The organism is Streptomyces sp. DSM 116793 (assembly GCF_057320905.1).
Map to the genome: position 1 here is coordinate 5739324 of NZ_CM170494.1, position 17952 is coordinate 5757275.

Annotated in this window: 15 protein-coding genes; 10 read left to right on the forward strand and 5 right to left on the reverse strand. The window is 73.1% G+C overall.

Going from position 1 to position 17952, the window contains the following annotated elements:
- The first annotated feature begins 177 nt into the window (after positions 1–177).
- From ACSMXW_RS22505 to ACSMXW_RS22525, 5 genes are all read left to right on the forward strand, one after another.
- Positions 178–1680 carry an aldehyde dehydrogenase family protein gene (locus tag ACSMXW_RS22505; RefSeq protein ID WP_485798807.1) on the forward strand — a complete coding sequence of 501 codons (1503 nt, stop codon included), beginning with the start codon at positions 178–180 and terminating at the stop codon, positions 1678–1680.
- A gap of 192 nt (positions 1681–1872) precedes the next feature.
- A complete protein-coding gene (locus ACSMXW_RS22510; protein ID WP_485798809.1) occupies positions 1873–3390 on the forward strand; it encodes a GMC family oxidoreductase in 1518 nt (505 codons plus the stop codon).
- A 2-nt stretch (positions 3391–3392) separates the two neighbouring features.
- Positions 3393–4670, forward strand: coding sequence for a quaternary amine ABC transporter ATP-binding protein (locus tag ACSMXW_RS22515; protein ID WP_485808222.1), 1278 nt, complete (start codon positions 3393–3395; stop codon positions 4668–4670).
- Position 4671: 1 nt separating this feature from the next.
- Entirely contained in the window at positions 4672–6735 is a 2064-nt protein-coding gene (locus ACSMXW_RS22520; protein WP_485798810.1) for an ABC transporter permease, read from the forward strand.
- 130 nt (positions 6736–6865) lie between these two features.
- A complete protein-coding gene (locus tag ACSMXW_RS22525) occupies positions 6866–7747 on the forward strand; it encodes an ABC transporter substrate-binding protein (RefSeq protein ID WP_485808224.1) in 882 nt (293 codons plus the stop codon).
- A gap of 156 nt (positions 7748–7903) precedes the next feature.
- Here the strand turns inward: ACSMXW_RS22525 and ACSMXW_RS22530 are convergent, their stop codons facing one another.
- Genes ACSMXW_RS22530 through ACSMXW_RS22540 form a run of 3 tightly spaced genes read right to left on the reverse strand, consistent with a single transcriptional unit; the run spans position 7904 to position 9641 of the window.
- Positions 7904–8641, reverse strand: a complete 738-nt coding sequence (locus ACSMXW_RS22530; protein ID WP_485798812.1) for an isocitrate lyase/PEP mutase family protein — start codon at positions 8639–8641, stop codon at positions 7904–7906.
- Positions 8638–9108, reverse strand: coding sequence for a carboxymuconolactone decarboxylase family protein (locus tag ACSMXW_RS22535; RefSeq protein WP_485798813.1), 471 nt, complete (start codon positions 9106–9108; stop codon positions 8638–8640). Before ACSMXW_RS22535 ends, ACSMXW_RS22530 begins: the two co-directional genes overlap by 4 nt.
- On the reverse strand, positions 9105–9641 hold the full coding sequence (locus ACSMXW_RS22540) for a carboxymuconolactone decarboxylase family protein (RefSeq protein ID WP_485798815.1): 537 nt from the start codon (positions 9639–9641) through the stop codon (positions 9105–9107). The genes ACSMXW_RS22535 and ACSMXW_RS22540 overlap by 4 nt, the downstream gene beginning before the upstream one ends.
- A 47-nt stretch (positions 9642–9688) precedes the next feature.
- Here ACSMXW_RS22540 and pdxR point away from each other — a divergent pair, with 47 nt between their 5' ends.
- Positions 9689–11101, forward strand: a complete 1413-nt coding sequence (gene pdxR / locus ACSMXW_RS22545) for a MocR-like pyridoxine biosynthesis transcription factor PdxR (RefSeq protein WP_485798817.1) — start codon at positions 9689–9691, stop codon at positions 11099–11101.
- Between the two features lie 316 nt (positions 11102–11417).
- Here the strand turns inward: pdxR and ACSMXW_RS22550 are convergent, their stop codons facing one another.
- A complete protein-coding gene (locus tag ACSMXW_RS22550) occupies positions 11418–12779 on the reverse strand; it encodes an MFS transporter (RefSeq protein ID WP_485798819.1) in 1362 nt (453 codons plus the stop codon).
- A gap of 72 nt (positions 12780–12851) precedes the next feature.
- Here ACSMXW_RS22550 and ACSMXW_RS22555 point away from each other — a divergent pair, with 72 nt between their 5' ends.
- Together ACSMXW_RS22555 and ACSMXW_RS22560 are read left to right on the forward strand one after the other, a co-directional pair.
- Entirely contained in the window at positions 12852–13157 is a 306-nt protein-coding gene (locus ACSMXW_RS22555) for an ArsR/SmtB family transcription factor (RefSeq protein WP_485798821.1), read from the forward strand.
- Between the two features lie 178 nt (positions 13158–13335).
- On the forward strand, positions 13336–13611 hold the full coding sequence (locus ACSMXW_RS22560) for a hypothetical protein (RefSeq protein WP_485798822.1): 276 nt from the start codon (positions 13336–13338) through the stop codon (positions 13609–13611).
- 43 nt (positions 13612–13654) lie between these two features.
- On the opposite strand, the gene rocD is transcribed toward ACSMXW_RS22560, so the two are convergent.
- The gene (rocD, locus tag ACSMXW_RS22565; protein ID WP_485798823.1) at positions 13655–14866 is read right to left on the reverse strand and encodes an ornithine--oxo-acid transaminase; all 1212 of its coding nucleotides are present in this window, start codon (positions 14864–14866) and stop codon (positions 13655–13657) included.
- Between the two features lie 484 nt (positions 14867–15350).
- Here rocD and ACSMXW_RS22570 point away from each other — a divergent pair, with 484 nt between their 5' ends.
- Both ACSMXW_RS22570 and trpS read left to right on the forward strand, forming a co-directional pair.
- Entirely contained in the window at positions 15351–16616 is a 1266-nt protein-coding gene (locus ACSMXW_RS22570; protein ID WP_485798824.1) for a serine hydroxymethyltransferase, read from the forward strand.
- A gap of 210 nt (positions 16617–16826) precedes the next feature.
- The gene (gene trpS / locus ACSMXW_RS22575) at positions 16827–17903 is read left to right on the forward strand and encodes a tryptophan--tRNA ligase (protein ID WP_485798825.1); all 1077 of its coding nucleotides are present in this window, start codon (positions 16827–16829) and stop codon (positions 17901–17903) included.
- The last annotated feature ends 49 nt before the right edge of the window (positions 17904–17952 follow it).

Here is a 17952-nt window from a genome sequence, read left to right on the forward strand (position 1 = left end):
CCCCTTCGGCACCCATCAGCGTAAGTTCCGCCACCTGGCGCCGCACTTGCTGTGGGGGTCGGCGCGTTCACGGGGGGATCCCGTGTGGATCTCGCATGCTTTCGGCCGCCGAGGGAAGGCGCTCGGCCGCCGGCAGGGCCCGGTCGGCAGCAGAGCGCGACGGAAGGCATACGGAAGGTGTCCGCACAGCAGAGCATCCACGTGGGCGGGGAGTGGCGCGGGGCCCTCTCCGGGGCCACGCGCGAGATCATCGACCCGGCGGACGGCAAGCCGTTCACGGAGGTCGCCGAGGGCGGCGCGGAGGACGCGGACGACGCCGTGGCGGCCGCCCGCGCCGCCTTCGACGAGGGTCCCTGGCCGGACACCCCCGTCGCGGAGCGCGCCGCCGTGCTGCGCGCCGTGGCCGCCCTGCTCGCTCGGGACCGTGCGGAACTGGCGCTGCTGGAGAGCCGCGACACCGGCAAGACCCTCGCGGAGGGCCGTGCGGACGTGGACTGCGTCGCCGACACGTTCCGCTACTACGCGGACCTGGTGGGCGCGGAGGACCACGGCCGGGTGGTCGACGCGGGCTCCGCCGACGTCCACAGCGTCGTCGTCCACGAGCCCGTCGGCGTCTGCGCGCTGATCGCGCCGTGGAACTACCCGCTGCTCCAGGCCAGTTGGAAGATCGCCCCGGCGCTGGCGGCGGGCAACACCTTCGTGGTCAAGCCCTCCGAGCTGACCCCGCTGACGACGGTGGCGCTGGTCCGGCTGCTCGCGGAGGCGGGGCTGCCCACCGGGGTCGCCAACATCGTCACGGGGCCCGGCGACCCGGTCGGGGCGCGGCTCGCGGGCCACCCGGACGTCGACCTGGTCTCCTTCACGGGCGGCCTGGTCAGCGGCACCAAGGTGGCCGGGCTGGCGGCGGCGGGCGTCAAGAAGGTGGCCCTGGAGCTGGGCGGCAAGAACCCGAACGTCGTCTTCGCGGACGCCTGCGCCACCGACGCGGGCCTGGACACCGCCGTCGACCAGGCGCTGAACGCCGCGTTCATGCACAGCGGCCAGGTCTGCTCGGCGGGCGGCCGGCTGATCGTCGAGGAGTCGGTCGCGGAGCGGTTCGTCGCGGAACTGGCCCGCAGGGCCGCCCTGATCAGGCTCGGCCGCGGCACGGAGGACGGCGTCGAGTGCGGGCCCCTCGTCTCCCGGCAGCAGCGCGAGCGGACGGAGGGCTTCGTGGCGTCGGCGCTCGCGGAGGGCGCCGTGCTGCGCACCGGCGGCAAGCGTCCCGAGCCGTCCGCGGTCCGCCCCGCCACCGGCTACTTCTACGAGCCCACGGTGCTGGACCGCTGCCACCGCGGGATGCGGGTGGTCCGCGAGGAGGTCTTCGGGCCGGTGCTGACGGTGGAGACGTTCACAGCAGAGGACGAGGCGGTGGCGCTCGCCAACGACACCGAGTACGGCCTCGCGGGCGCGGTGTGGACACAGGACGCGGGCCGCGCCCGGCGGGTGGCCCGCCGGATGCGGCACGGCACCGTCTGGATCAACGACTTCCACCCCTATCTGCCGCAGGCGGAGTGGGGTGGGTTCGGCAAGTCGGGCACCGGCCGCGAACTGGGCCCCGCCGGGCTCGCCGAGTACCGCGAGACGAAGCACGTGTACCAGAACCTGGCACCCCGACCGGTCCGGTGGTTCACCGGCTGACCCCCGGCCTCGTGCGCCCGCGTACGGAGCCGTGCGTTGAAGGCCTCGTGCGCACCGCGTACGGAGCCGTCCGTCCCGGGCACGGGGCCGTCCCCGTGCCGAGCCCCCGCGGCGCACCGCGGATGCCCGGCGGGCCCGTGCCCGGGCGCCGCAGCAGCACCGTGTGCCCGCACGCCAGAGGAGCAACTGACCATGCCTGAGTACGACTACGTCGTGATCGGCGGCGGCACGGCCGGATCCGTGATCGCCTCCCGGCTCACCGAGCACCCCGACACGCAGGTCGCCGTGATCGAGGGCGGCCCCAGTGACGTCGACCGGCCCGAGGTGCTGACCCTGCGCCGCTGGATGGGCCTGCTCGGTGGCGAGCTCGACTACGACTACCCGACCACCGAGCAGCCGCGCGGCAACTCGCACATCCGGCACAGCCGCGCCCGGGTGCTCGGCGGCTGCTCCTCGCACAACACCCTGATCGCCTTCAAGCCGCTGCCGTCCGACTGGGACGAGTGGGAGGCGGCCGGCGCGGCCGGCTGGGGCGCCGTGCAGATGGAGGCGTACTTCGCGCGGCTGCTGAACAACGTGGTACCGGTGCACGAGAAGGACCGCAACGCCATCGCCCGGGACTTCGTGACCGCGGCGCAGGCCGCGGTCGGGGTGCCGCTCGTGGAGGGGTTCAACGCCAAGCCGTTCACCGAGGGCGCCGGCTTCTTCGACCTGGCCTACCACCCGGAGGACAACAAGCGCTCCAGTGCCTCCGTCGCGTATCTGCACCCGTTCCTGGACCGGCCGGGCCTCCACCTGATGCTTCAGACCTGGGCGTACCGGATCGAGCTGGACGGCACCCGGGCGACCGGCGTGTGGGTGCGCACCGCGGACGGCACGGAGGAGTTGGTCAGGGCGCGCCGCGAGGTGCTGGTGTGCGCGGGCGCCGTGGACTCGCCGCGGCTGCTGCTGCACTCCGGCATCGGCCCCGCGAAGGACCTCCAGGACCTGGGCATCCCGGTGCTGCACGACCTGCCGGGCGTCGGCGAGAACCTGCTCGACCACCCCGAGTCGGTGATCGTCTGGGAGACGGAGGGCCCCATCCCGGAGAACTCGGCGATGGACAGCGACGCGGGCCTGTTCGTGCGGCGCGACCCGGCGAGCCCGGGCCCCGACCTGATGTTCCACTTCTACCAGATCCCGTTCACCGACAACCCCGAGCGGCTCGGCTACCGGCGCCCCCCGTACGGCGTGTCGATGACCCCCAACATCCCCAAGCCGAGGAGCCGCGGCCGGCTCTACCTGACCAGCGCGGACCCCGCCGTCAAACCCGCCCTGGACTTCCGCTACTTCACCGACGAGGAGGACTACGACGCCCGCACCCTCGTCGACGGCATCCGCATCGCCCGGCAGATCGCCCGGACCGAGCCGCTCGCCGGATGGCTGAAGCGCGAGGTGTGCCCGGGGCCCGGGATCACCGGGGACGAGGAGCTGAGCGAGTACGCGCGCCGGGTCGCGCACACCGTCTACCACCCGGCGGGCACCTGCCGGATGGGCGCCGCCGACGACGAGCTCGCGGTCGTCGACCCCCAGCTGCGGATCCGGGGCCTTGCCGGCATCCGGATCGCGGACGCGTCCGTCTTCCCCACCCTGCCCGCCGTCAACCCGATGATCGGGGTGCTCATGACCGGAGAACGCTGTGCCGAACTGCTGCGTGAGGAGGCCCGATGAGCATGCCGTCCGCCCAGCAGCCCTTCGACCCCAGGCCCGCCCGGCGCCCACCGGCCCCGGGGGCGCGGCCCGCGTCACCGGGCCACCCGGCGCCCGGCGGCGAGCAGACCGCCGCGTCCGGCGGCGGCCGGCTGGACGGCTCGCCCGTCTTCGCCGTGGACGGCCTGTGGAAGGTCTTCGGGCCCAAGCCGGGCCGGGTGCCCGCGGATCCGGAGCTGGCCGGGCTCGACCCGGCCGGGCTGCGCGCCCGCACCGGCTGCACGGCCGCCGTGCGCGATGTGTCGTTCAGCGTCCGCGAGGGCGAGGTCTTCGTCGTCATGGGCCTGTCCGGGTCCGGCAAGTCCACCCTCGTACGCTGCCTGACCCGCCTCGTCGAGCCGACCGCGGGGAAGATCACGATCGACGGTGAGAACGTCCGCGCCATGGACCGCAGCCGGCTGCGCGAGCTGCGCAGGTACCGCACCGCCATGGTCTTCCAGCACTTCGGGCTGCTGCCGCACCGCACCGTGCTCGACAACGTCGCCTACGGCCTGCAGATCCAGGGCGTGCCGCGCGCCCGGCGGCGCGAACGGGCCGCCGAGGTGGTCGCCAAGGTGGGCCTGGACGGCCTGGAGCAGCGGCGGCCCGGTGAGCTCTCCGGCGGCCAGCGGCAGCGCGTGGGGCTGGCCCGGGCGCTCGCCGTCGACCCGGAGGTGCTGCTCTTCGACGAGCCGTTCAGCGCGCTCGACCCGCTGATCCGGCGGGACATGCAGGAGGAGGTCATCCGCCTGCACCGCGAGGAGGGCCGCACGATGGTCTTCATCACCCACGACCTCGGCGAGGCGCTGCGGCTCGGCGACCGGATCGCGCTGATGCGCGACGGCCGCATCGTCCAGCTCGGCACGCCCGAGGAGATCGTCGGCTCGCCCGCGGACGACTACGTACGGGACTTCGTCCGCGACGTGCCGCGCGAGCAGGTGCTGACCGTGCGCACCGCGATGCGCCCCCCGGACCCCGACGAGACCGGCCGGGGCCCGGCCATCGGGCCCGGCGCGACCGTCTCCGAGGCCATCGAGGCGGTGGCCCGCACCGGCTTCCCGGTCCGGGTCATGCAGGACGGGCGGTGCCTCGGCGTGGTCGACCACGAACGGCTGCTGGAGGTCATCGCCGGGGCCGCGGGCGGCGACGGCAGTGGCCCGGGCGGTCCCGGCCGGCCGGGACCCGGCGGGGCGGGCGGCGCGGGTCGCCCGGTGGCCCCCGGCGCCGGACACGCCGCGCCGGGTGGGCGGGAGGTGGCCTGAGATGACCGCTGCCACCGCCCCTGCCCCGGCGGCCGGCGGGGCCGTCGCGCCGCTGCGCACCACCGGGCGCCGGCGCGCCGCGGCCAAGCTGCTGGCGCTCGCGGTGCTCGCCGCGGTGCTGGTGCCGCTCGCCGAGGCGCACTGGCCCGGCGCCGCCTGGCCCCACGCGCTGACCGTGGACGTCTCGGGGCCGCTCGGCAGGGCCAGTGACTGGATCATCGACAACCGCGACAGCCACCCGCTGTTCCTGTACTTCTTCGGCTACATCTCGAACGCCGTCGTGGTCTGCGTGCGCGCCGTCTACCTGGTGCTGCTCGCCGCGGGCTGGGCCGGGGTCACCGCGGGCGCGGCGCTGGTCGCCTGGAAGCTCGCCCGCTTCCGGCTCGCGCTGACCACGGCCGCCGCGTTCCTGGTGTGCGGGCTGCTGGGCATGTGGGTGCCCACCATGCAGACGCTGGCCCTGATGGTGGTCGCCGTGCTGGCGTCGGTGCTGGTCGGCGGGCTGCTTGGGCTGGCCGCGGGGCTGTCGGACCGGATGCACCGCGCGCTGCGGCCGGTGCTCGACACCATGCAGGTGCTGCCCGCGTTCGCGTACCTGCTGCCCGTGGTACTGGTGTTCGGCATCGGGGTGCCGGCCGCGGTGCTCGCCACCGTCGTCTACGCCGCGCCGCCGATGACCCGGCTCACCGCGCTCGGGCTGCGCGGCGCCGACAGGGAGGTGATGGAGGCGGTGACGTCGCTCGGCGCCACCGCCCGGCAGCGGCTGCTGACGGCGCGGCTGCCGCTGGCCCGCGGCGAGCTGATGCTGGGCGTCAACCAGACGATCATGATGGCGCTGTCGATGGCCGTGATCGCCTCCGTGATCGGCGCCGGCGGCCTCGGTGACCGCGTCTACCAGGCGCTGGCCTCGGTCGACGTCGGCGCCGCGCTCGCCGCCGGTGTTCCGATCGTGCTGCTGGCCGTGGTGCTGGACCGGACGACGGCGGCGGCCGGGGAGCGGCTCGGGTCCGGTGGGGCCGCGGGAGACGGGAACGGCGCGTGGGGTGCTCTGCGCGCGCGGGGCGCACAGGACGCCGTGGGGGCGGGCGGCCTGGGCGGGCTCCGGGCGCTGGCGCTGCTCCGCCGGTGGCCCGGCTGGCTGCTTGCCGCCGTGCTCACGGTCGCCGTGGCGGCCGGGGCGCGCACCGCGGGCCGGCAGGAGTGGCCCGGCTCGTGGGAGGTGGACATCGCCGAGCCCGTCAACCGCGCCGTCGACTGGATGACCGACCACCTCTACACCGGCGTGCCCTACGTCGGCGGCACCGCCGACTGGGCGGGCCACTTCACCACCTGGGTGCTGGACCCGCTCCGCTCCGGCCTCCAGTGGCTGCCGTGGTGGTCCGTGCTGCTGGTGGTGGCCGCGCTGGCCTGGCTGATCGGCACCTGGCGGACCGCGCTCACCGCGGTCCTCGCGATGGCCGCGATCGGGGTGCTCGGCGTCTGGGACTCCTCCCTGGACACCCTCTCGCAGGTGCTCGCGGCCGTGGCGGTCACCCTGGTGCTCGGCTTCGCCGTCGGCATCGGGGCCGCCCGCGGCCGCCGTCTCGAACGCTGGCTCAGGCCCGTCCTGGACGTCCTGCAGACCATGCCGCAGTTCGTCTACCTGATCCCGGTGGTGGCGCTCTTCGGCGTCGGCCGCGCGCCCGCCGTCGCCGCCGCCGTCGTCTACGCGCTGCCCGCCGTCGTCCGGATCACCACGCAGGGCGTCAGGACCGTGGACTCCGCCGCGCTGGAGGCGGCGCGCTCCCTCGGCGCCACGGGCGGGCAGCAGCTGCGGCAGGTGCAGTTGCCGCTGGCCAGGCCCGCGCTGCTGCTCGCCGTCAACCAGGGCGTGGTGCTCGTCCTCGCCGTCGTCATCATCGGCGGCCTGGTCGGCGGCGGCGCGCTCGGCTACGACGTCGTCTTCGGCCTCGCCCAGGGCGACCTGGCGACCGGCCTGGTGGCGGGCGCGGCCATCGTCTGCCTGGGACTGATGCTGGACCGGGTCACCCAGCCCACCCGGCGGCGCGCGGGAGAGGAGGCCTGAGATGCGTACCTCGTCCAGGCGCATGACCGGGCTCGGGCGCCCGGCACGGTTCCGGCGCACGTCCAGGGCGTGGACCGCCGGGCTCGCCGCGGGCGCCCTGGTCGCCCTGGCGGGCTGCGGCGCCGCCGACATGACCAAGCAGACCTCGCCGTTCGCCAACGCCCAGGGCGCCAGGACGGTGACGCTGTCCGTGCAGTCCTGGGTGGGCGCGCAGGCCAACGTGGCCGTGGCGAGCTATCTGCTGGAGCACGAGCTGCACTACCGCGTGGACACCGTCCAGGTCGACGAGGTGCCCGCCTGGGACGCGCTCAGCCAGGGCCGTGTCGACGCCATCCTGGAGGACTGGGGCCACCCCGAGCAGGAGAGGCGGTACGTCGACGACAAGAAGACCATCGTCAGGGGCGGCGACCTCGGGGTCACCGGACACATCGGCTGGTTCGTCCCCACGTACTTCGCCGAGCGGCACCCCGACGTCACGAACTGGAAGAACCTCAACCGCTACGCGAAGCTGCTGCGCACGCCCGAGAGCGGCGGCAAGGGCCAGCTCATGGACGGCTCCCCGTCCTATGTCACCAACGACAAGGCGCTGGTGAAGAACCTGCACCTGGACTACCAGGTGGTGTTCGCCGGCTCCGAGGCGGCCCAGATCACCCAGATGAAGCAGTTCGCCAAGCAGCACAAGCCGTATCTGACGTACTGGTACCAGCCGCAGTGGCTCTTCAAGAAGGTGCCGATGACAGAGGTGAAGCTGCCGCCGTACAAGGAGGGCTGCGACGCGGACGCCGCGAAGGTGGCGTGCGCGTATCCGAAGACGCCGCTCCAGAAATATCTGAACGCGGGCTTCGCCCACGGGGGCGGGAAGGCGGCGCGGCTGCTGAAGCGGTTCCACTGGTCGCTGGAGGACCAGAACGAGGTCTCCCTGATGATCGCCGATCAGAAGATGTCGCCCGAGGCGGCGGCGGAGAAGTGGGTGAACACACACCCGTCCGTCTGGAAACGGTGGCTCTCCTGACCTTCGGGGCTGCGCCCCGGCCCACCTCGGGGGCGCGGGGAACCGCGCACTCGGCCACGACGAGAGCTGTCAGCTCGCCACCGTCCGAAGGGGACGGTTCCGGTCGCCTCCGGACCACCGGCCGGTGGCGGGCTGATCGCGCAGTTCCCCGCGCCCCTAAGGGGTACCGGGGATGCCGTCAGGAGTCCTCCTGGTGGCCTCCGCGGTGAGGAGGGCCGTGGCTCGGCGCTGCCAGCCGGGGCCGAAGGTGATGCGGGTGGCGCCGAGCCGGCCCAGGTCGGCGGGGGAGTCCTCGCCGAGCCGGGCGAGCGCGTTGAGGGGACCCTCGATGCCCGCCCGCAGGGCGGGAAGCACCGTGTGCGGCGCCCGGATCGGAAAGACACAGTCCGCACCCGCCGCCACGTACAGCGCGGCCCGCTCCACCGCCCGCGCGGGATCGTCCTCGTCGTGCAGGAACGTGTCGACGCGCGCGTTGACGAACACCCGCCCACCCGCGGCGTCCCGCACCCCGGCGAGCCAGTCGGCGTGCTCAGCCGGATCCTTGAGGACGCCCCCGCGGGAGTCCTCGAGATTGCAGCCGACGGCCCCCGTCTCCAGCAGCCGCTCCACCAGCTCCCTCGGCGCGAGCCCGTACCCGTCCTCCAGGTCCGCCGAGACGGGAACGTCCACCGCCCGCACGATCCGGGCGACCGCCGCGAACATCTCGTCCACGGGCGTCGCCCCGTCCCGATAGCCGAGCGAGGCGGCGATCCCCGCACTGGGCGTCGCCAGCGCCGGGAACCCGGCGTCCGCGAACACCCGGGCGCTCGCCGCGTCCCACGGCCCCGGCAGCACCAGCGGGTCGCCCGCCGGGCGCTCGTGGTGGAGCGCCCGGAACACCTCCACCGCGCTCACCACTCGCTGCTCCCGGCCGGGACGCGCCGGCTGACCATCAGCCGGTTCCAGCTGTTGATGGCCGTGATCAGCCCGATCAGATGCGTCAGGGCCGTGTCGTCGAAGTGCTTGGCGGCAGCCGTGTACACCTCCTCCGGCACGCAGCCTCCCCGGGCCTTCGGCCGGGAGGCGGCCGCCAGCAGCGTGACCGCCTCGGTGAGGGCGAGGGCGGCCCGCTCCCGTTCGGTGTAGACGCCCTCGGCCTCCTCCCACGCGGACAGCAGGTCGAGCTGCCGCTCGTCCACCCCGTTCCGCCGGGCGATGGCGAGGTGCATGTCGAGGCAGAACGCGCAGTGGTTGAGCTGCGAGGCGCGCACCTGGACCAGCTCCGCCAGCACGGGATCGCCGAGGCCCTGCTTCGCGGCGGCGCTCAGCGCGGTCATGGCGGTGCGCACCCGGGCGTCGAGGTGCGTGGTGCGTGCTGTCACGCGTGCTGCCCCGGCCGGTAGTGGCCCGGGACGGCGCGGGTCGTCACGCCCATCCGGTTCCAGGCGTTGATCACGGTGATCGCGGCGATCAGCTGCGCCAGCTCCTGCTCCTCGAAGTGCTCGGCGGCCTTCTCGTACACGTCGTCCGGCACGAAGCCCTCCGTCAGCACGGTGACCGCCTCGGTCAGCTCCAGCGCGGCGACCTCCCGTGGCGTGTAGAAGTGCCGCGACTCGTCCCAGGCGCCGAGCTGGACGATGCGCTCCACCGACTCGCCCGCGGCCAGCGCGTCCTTGGTGTGCATGTCCAGGCAGAATGCGCAGTGGTTGAGCTGCGAGGCGCGGATCTTCACCAGCTCCAGCAGCACCGGGTCGAGGCCCTTGCGGGCGGCGGCGTCCAGCCGGGCCATGGCCTTGTAGACGTCGGGCGCCAGCTTGGCCCACTGCATCCGGGGCGCGTGCTCGGGGGAGTACGCGGTGCTCGTGGCGCCTGCCGCGCCCGTCGCGTCCGTGGTCGTTTCGTCCGTGGTCGTCATGCATGCGACCCTACGAGCCGAGTAGCCCAGGAGTATGGTCCATTTCCATGCCGGAATCATGGGCCAATCTGGGAGTGGACCTGCATCTCGAACCCACCGGTTCCGGGGTGCGCAAGGGCCTGATGGACGCCCTGCGGGACGCGGTGGCGAGCGGCCGCCTCGCCCCCGGCACCCGCCTGCCCTCGTCCCGGGGTCTCGCCGCGGACCTGGGCATCGCCCGGAACACCGTCGCGGAGGCCTACGGGGACCTGGTCGCCGAGGGCTGGCTGACCGCACGCCAGGGCTCGGGCACCCGGGTCGCGCCCCGGGCCGTCCCGCGCGCGCCGGCCCCGGCGCCCCGCCGCCGGACACCGGGCAGCCCCGCGTACGACCTCATGCCCGGCACCCCCGACCTGAGCTCCTTCCCGCGGGCGGCCTGGCTGAAGGCGGCCCGCCGCGCCCTGCTCGCCGCCCCGAGCAGCGCGCTCGGCTACGGCGACCCGCGCGGCCGCGCCGAACTGCGCACCGCCCTCGCCGCCTACCTGGCCCGCGTCCGCGGCGTGCGCACCGACCCCGACCGCATCCTCATCTGCTCCGGCTTCACCCACGGCCTCGCCCTGCTCGCGACCGTCCTGCACGCCCGCGGCGTCCGGGAGGTGGCCGTCGAGTCCTACGGTCTGGACTTCCACTGGAGCCACCTGGCGGCGGCGGGCCTGCGCACCCGCCCCCTGCCGCTGGACGAGCGGGGGACGGTGGTGGCCCCACTGGCCGCCGACGGCGCCGGCCCCGCCCCGGGGGCCGTCCTGCTGACCGCGGCCCACCAGTTCCCCACCGGTATGCCGCTGCATCCCGAGCGGCGGGCCGCGGTGGTCGACTGGGCGCGGCGCACCGGTGGCGTGATCCTGGAGGACGACTACGACGGCGAGTTCCGCTACGACCGCCAGCCCGTCGGTGCGCTACAGGGGCTCGACCCCGACCGGGTGGTCTACTTCGGCACCGCGAGCAAGTCCCTGGCGCCCGGTCTGCGGCTGGGCTGGATGGTGCTCCCCGGCTCGCTGGCCGCGGAGGTCGCCACGGCCAAGGGCTACTCGGACTGGTCGTGCGGGGTGCTCGACCAGCTCACGCTCGCGGAGTTCCTGACATCGGGGGCGTACGACCGTCATGTCCGGGCCATGCGGCTGCACTACCGGCGGCGCCGCGACCACCTGGTCGCCGCGCTCGCGGAGCGCGCGCCGGGGGTGCGGGTGAGTGGGATCGCGGCGGGGTTGCACGCCGTGCTCGAACTGCCTGACGGCAGTGCGGGGGCGGTGTTGCGGGCGGCCGCGTGGCGGGGGCTGGCCGTGGAGAGCCTGGGCCGCTTCCGGCACCCCGCCGCCCGGGACACCACGGCTGCCCGTGACGCCCTGGTGGTCGGCTACGGCACCCCGCCGGACCACGCGTGGCACGGCGCGCTGGACGCCCTCTGCGCGACACTCCCCTGACCCACCCACGACACCCTCCCCGAACGGCCCCGGCCCCCCGCTTCCCCCGTCCCCGGTGAGCGGGGCGGAGGTTCCCCCCGCCCCTGGCGGTGCGGGCCGGTACGTTCAGGCGCGGTACGCCGTGGGCCGCTGGGCGGGGGCGGAGGTGGCTCTTCCCCCTTCCCCGTCTACGCCTCGCGGTGCGGGCGGTGCGTCTGTGCGCCGTACGCCGTGGGCTGTGCCCACCGCCTGCCCTCAGCAGTCAGTGGCGCGTTCTTGTGCACGGAGCCAACCTGCCGCGACCCCGCGACCTCGTTGTTCGGTTGGGTCGCGGGCATCAGGCTGCCTGCACTCTCACCCGCGCCGGGTGTGCGAGGCCCGTGAGCGCCAACGTGGCCGCGGTTGCGGCCGCGCCAAGGACCAGGCAGATGATGAACCCATTGCCGATCGCGTGCGCGGTCCCGAGCAGAGGGCCCACCACCGCGACGCCAATCGCGGAGCCAACCTGGCGAGAGGTGTTGAACACCGACGAGGCCGCGCCGTGCAGGCTGGGTTCCACGATGGCGATCGACTGCGCGGTCATCGTCGAGACCAGAACCCCTGAGAAGAATCCCGCGGGGACCAGCGCGGCGATCAGGGGCCACAAGGCCGCGGCGGTGCTGGCCCACGCCACGCCCAACAGGGTGAGGACAAGGGCCGCCTGGGCGATGCCGAGGACCGCGCGACGACCCAGTCGCAGGGCCAGCGGAGCAGCGAACAGTGTTCCGACCGAGATCAACCCGGTCAGGGGCAGAAACAGCATCCCACTGGCGATCGCGCTCAGCCCGCGACCTTGCTGCAGCATCAGGCTCATCGCGAACAACAACCCGTAGAAGGCGAAGTTGAACAGCGCACCCTGGGCGGCGGTGCTCACGAAAACCCGGTCCGTGTAGATCTCCACCGGTAGGAGCGGAGTCCGGGTGGAGCGCTCGGCGACCGTGAACCCGACTGCCCCGAGGACGGCGAAGCCGATCGCGGTGAGCACAGCGGCGCTGCTCCAGCCCTGTGCCGGGCCTTCGACGAGCCCGAACACCACGCCCCCGATCAGGACGGTCCCAGTACTCATGCCAGCCAGGTCCAGCCGCCGGTCCTGGCGGGGAACGGTGGGCATCGCGCGCAGACTCCAGATGATCGCGGGAATGCCGATCACGACATTGACCGCGAACACGCTGCGCCACCCCAGAAGAGAGACCAGAACACCTCCGAGTAACGGGCCGGCGGCCATCCCCAACCCTCCGGCGGCGGCCCATCGGCCCACCAGGCGGTGCCGTGCGTGGTCGTCGGTTGCGGTCGCGGTGGCCAGCACCAGTGCGCTCGGCAGCAACAGCGCCGCGCCTACCCCTTGAACCAGCCGCGCGAGGTTGAGCACCGGCATCGACCCCGCCGCGGCGCAGATGGCCGAGGAGAGAGTGAACACGATCAAGCCGGTCACGAAGGCGCGCTTGGCGCCCAGAGCATCGGTGATCGCGCCGGCTCCGAGCATGACCGCAGCGAACGAGAGCGTGTAGGCGTTGACGGTCCATTCGAGATCTGCTCGCGAGGCGTCCAGGTGTCCGCCCAGCTGCGCGAGGGCGAGGTTCACGATCGTGCCGTCGACGAAGACCATGAAGGCCGCGATCAGCGCGAGCGTGACCACGCCCCGACGTTGTTCGATAGTCATGGAACAAGCATAGGCTGAGTTCGATGGTTGTCGAACAGGGGCGTAGACTGAGACGCAAGGAGGTGCCCGCTCATGCCATCGCCAACCCAGGCTCCCGACCGCCTCGAGGTGATCGCCGTCTTGCGCGCACTCGCAGATCCGGTGCGCCTGGACCTCGTCCGTCAGCTGCGACAGTCCGACGCACCGATTGCGTGCGGCAGGTTCCGGACCTCCGTTGCCAAGAACACATTGAGCCACCACTTCAGGACTCTCCGCGAGGCAGGCGTCATCGCCACCCACCGTGAAGGGGGCCAGGCACTCAACGTGCTCCGCGAAGCTGAGATCGAGGCCGCATTCCCTGGCCTGCTGGATGCGATCACCTCCAACGCGAAGGACTGAGCCCGGATCCAGGGGCGGGCCAGGCGGGCGGGCACGTTGATCAGGCGGTCACGGATGGTGGCGGTGGCCGCCCTGGCATGGAACGCGGAGGCCGGGGCGCCGGCGGCGCGGGTCAGGGCCGCCGGGGCGAGCCACGCGGCATTGGCCTGACACCAGTTTCGCCGCAGGGAAGGCGCCGGTGCCGTCCTTCGAGGCGGGCAGCCTGCTCCCCGACACCAGCGCGGGCAGACCGCACCGTTCGGCCGGCCGCACCACCGGCTCCAGCCCGCCGTACGCGATCAGGTTCGGATCATCGAACGCGGATGAGACCGCCGCCGCGGCATGGGAAGGATCGCATCTCGGAAGCGCCTTGCCGATCGTGCCTGATGTGCTCCTGGAGAAACCCCACGCCGGCGGTCGCCAGGGGCTTCTGCGCTTCGTCGAGGTCATCGACGATCAAGATGGCCTGCGTTGACGGCCGGCCGCGACGGCGTCGACAGCCTGTCGGCCGGCAACGGCTAGTGGGAGAGGAGTTCGCGGAGTCGTTCGAGGCCCCAGTCGAGATCTTCCTTGGCGATCACCAACGGCGGCGCCAGCCGAATCGTCGACCCATGCGTGTCCTTGGCCAGCACCCCCTTCCCGGCCAAGCTCTCACAGATCTCCCGCCCCGTCCCCAGCGCCGGATCGATATCGATCCCGGCCCACAGCCCCCGCCCCCGCACCGCCCGCACCGACCCCCCGGGCGCCCCCGCCAGCACCGCCAGCTCCCGATGCAGGTGCTCCCCCAGCTCCGCGGCACGCTCCTGGTACTCCCCGGTGCGCAGCATCGCCAGCACCTCCAACGCCACCGCACACGCCAGCGCGTTCCCCCCGAACGTCGACCCGTGCTCACCCGGCCGGAAGACCCCGAGCACATCCCGCGACGAGACCACCGCGGACACCGGCACCACGCCCCCGCCCAGCGCCTTGCCGAGGATGTACACGTCCGGCACGACGTCCTCGTGCTCGCACGCGAACGTCCGTCCCGTCCGCCCCAGGCCCGACTGGATCTCGTCGGCGATGAAGAGCACGTTCCGCGACCGGGTCACCTCCCGCACCCCCGCGAGGTAACCGGCCGGCGGGACGATCACGCCCGCCTCGCCCTGAATGGGCTCGATAAGGACCGCGACCGTGCTGTCGGTGATCGCGGCGCGCAGCGCGGCCAGGTCGCCGTACGGCACGATGTCGAAACCGGGCGTGTACGGACCGTAGTCCTCCCGCGCCTCCGGGTCGGTGGAGAAGCTGATGATCGTGGTGGTGCGGCCGTGGAAGTTCTCGGCGGCGACCACGATCCGCGCCGTGTCGGCGGGCACGCCCTTGACCCGGTAGCCCCACTTGCGGGCCGTCTTGACGGCGGTCTCGACGGCCTCCGCGCCGGTGTTCATCGGCAGCACCATCTCCATGCCGCACAGCTCCGCGAGCTGCGCGCAGAAGTCCGCGTACCGGTCGTGGTGGAACGCCCGCGACGTCAGCGTCACCCGGTCGAGCTGTGCCTTGGCCGCGTTGATCAGGCGCGGGTTGCCGTGGCCGAAGTTGAGCGCCGAGTAGCCGGCCAGCATGTCCAGGTAGCGACGGCCCTCCACGTCCGTCATCCACGCACCTTCGGCTGATGCCACGACGACGGGCAGCGGGTTGTAGTTGCGTGCGCTGTGTTCCGCGGCGGAGGCGATGAACGCATCGGTACCAGTCACGGGATCTCCGTTCTTACGGCGGAATGCGGGTTCGTGGCCCAATTTCTATCGTCGCTCGTCCGGCCCGAAAAGAAACCTTTCGCGTGAATGTGCGGCACCCGAGCGGTCAGCACCCCCGGGGGGTGGGGGACGGCACCCGGCCGGTCGGCACGAGCACCCCGGGGGAGGACGGGACCCGAACGGTCAGCCCCTGGAGGCGACAGCAACCCGAACGATCAGCACCCCTGGCGGGGAGATGCGGGACAACCCCCGGCCCGCTGGCTAGGCTGTCTCCCACGCACGGCGACTGGCGCACAGGGAAGCAACCCTGGGGAAGCCGTGCAGGGGCTGAAGCTTCGAGGTGCCGCCCTCCCGGTGCCGGTCCGCCGCCCGAGCGGACGCGCGGGAGGCCCGCGGGACCCCGGAACCACGACCCCGGTGTGCCGCCCGCCTGGGCACGCCGGGACCACGACCGGACCACGACCGCTCGCCCCCGGAGGACAGCATGTCTCTTCCCCACCCCGCCCTCGCCGCGGCCGACCCCGCCGTCGCCGCGCTGGTGACCGCGGAGGAACAGCTCCAGACCGACACCCTGCGGATGATCCCCAGCGAGAACTACGTCTCCGCCGCCGTGCTGGAGGCCACCGGCACCGTCCTCACGAACAAGTACAGCGAGGGCTACCCGGGCCGCCGCTACTACGAGGGGCAGCAGAACATCGACCCCCTGGAGCGGCTCGCCGTGGAACGGGCGAGGGCCGTCTTCGGGGTCGACCACGCGAACGTGCAGCCCTACTCCGGATCACCGGCCAACCTCGCCGTCTACCTCGCCTTCGCCGAGCCCGGCGACACCGTGATGGGCATGGCCCTGCCGATGGGCGGCCACCTCACCCACGGCTGGGGCGTCTCGGCCACCGGGAAGTGGTTCCGCGGCGTGCAGTACGGGGTGCGGCGCGACACCGGCCGTATCGACTTCGACCAGGTCCGTGAGCTGGCGCTCGCCGAGCGGCCCAAGCTGATCTTCTGCGGCGGCACCGCCCTGCCCCGCACCATCGACTTCGCCGCCTTCGGCGAGATCGCCCGCGAGTGCGGTGCGGTGCTGGTCGCCGACATCGCCCATATCGCCGGGCTCGTCGCGGGCGGCGCGCACCCGTCGCCGGTGCCGCACGCCGATGTGATCTCCACGACCACCCACAAGACGCTGCGGGGTCCGCGCGGCGCGATGCTGATGTCCCGCGAGGAGCACGCGAAGGCCCTCGACAAGGCGGTCTTCCCCGGGCTGCAGGGCGGCCCGCACAACCACACCACCGCCGCCATCGCCGTCGCCCTCCACGAGGCTGCCCAGCCGGACTTCCGCGCGTACGCGCACGCCGTGGTGGACAACGCGCGGGTGCTCGGCGAGGAGCTGCTGGCCCGTGGCTTCGAGCTGGTCTCGGGCGGCACGGACAACCATCTGATCCTGATGGACCTCACGCCCAAGGACGTGCCGGGGAAGGTGGCCGCGAAGGCCCTCGACCGGGCGGGGATCGTCGTCAACTACAACACCGTGCCCTATGACCCGCGGAAGCCGTTCGACCCGTCCGGGGTGCGGATCGGGACGCCGTCGCTGACGTCGCGGGGGCTGGGGGTCGAGCACATGCCGACGGTCGCCGAGTGGATCGACCGGGGGGTCACGGCTGCGGGGGCGGGGGACGAGGACACGTTGGCGAAGATCAGGGCTGAGGTCGGGGAGCTGATGCGGGCGTTCCCCGCGCCCGGCCTCGCCCCGGCCTGATCCCCCGCCGGCCGGGCCGCCGGCCTGATCCCCCTCCGGCCGGCGGCCCGGCTCCGGCGGGGTCCGCTCCCTCGGGGACGGTGACGAGGCCCCTGCGTGGGGCTGGGCGTGCGGGACCCGTCCCCGGATGGTGACCGTACGGAGTCGGCGCGGGCGGCGCCGGGGTGCTGGGAAGATCGGGTTCCCCGATGGTGGTACGCACCTGAGAGAATGATGGGCATGGCCACTGACCGCCCACTCGCCTCTCACGACCACCCGCAGCCGAACGGCTCCGCACCGGGGACGCGGCCCCGTGTGCTGTCCGGGATCCAGCCCACCGCCGGCTCCTTCCACCTCGGCAACTACCTCGGCGCCGTGCGCCAGTGGGTGGCCCTGCAGGAGACCCACGACGCGTTCTACATGGTCGTGGACCTGCACGCGATCACGATCCCCCAGGACCCGGCGGGGCTGCGCGCCAACACCCGGCTGGCCGCCGCCCAGCTCCTCGCGGCCGGCCTCGACCCGGACCGCTGCACCCTCTTCGTGCAGAGCCACGTCCCGGAGCACGCGCAGCTCGCCTGGGTGATGAACTGCCTGACGGGCTTCGGCGAGGCCGGGCGCATGACGCAGTTCAAGGACAAGTCGGCCAAGCAGGGCAGCGACCGCACCTCCGTCGGCCTGTTCACCTACCCGATCCTCCAGGTCGCGGACATCCTCCTCTACCAGGCCGACCAGGTGCCGGTCGGCGAGGACCAGCGCCAGCACGTCGAGCTGACCCGCGACCTCGCGGAGCGGTTCAACAGCCGCTTCGGCAGGACGTTCACCGTGCCGGCCGCGTACATCCTCAAGGAGACCGCCCGGATCTACGACCTCCAGGACCCGACGATCAAGATGAGCAAGTCGGCGTCCACCCCGAAGGGCCTGATCAACCTCCTGGACGAGCCGAAGAGCACCGCCAAGAAGATCAGGAGCGCGGTCACCGACACCGACACGGTGATCCGGTACGACCCGGAGGCCAAGCCCGGCGTCAGCAATCTCCTGGGCATCTACTCGACCCTCACCGGCAGCACCGTCCAGGAGCTGGAGGCGGCGTACGAGGGCAAGGGGTACGGCGCGCTCAAGACGGACCTCGCCGAGGTCGTGGTCGATTTCGTGACGCCCTTCAGGGAGCGCACCCAGCAGTACCTTCAGGACCCGGAGACGCTGGACTCCGTCCTGGCGAAGGGCGCGGAGAAGGCGCGCGCGGTCGCCGCGGAGACGCTTGCGCAGGCGTACGAGAAGGTGGGCTTCCTGCCCGCCAAGCACTGACCGGGTGCGGCGCTCCGGTCCGCCGCCGGGCGCCCGCCGGGTGCCACCG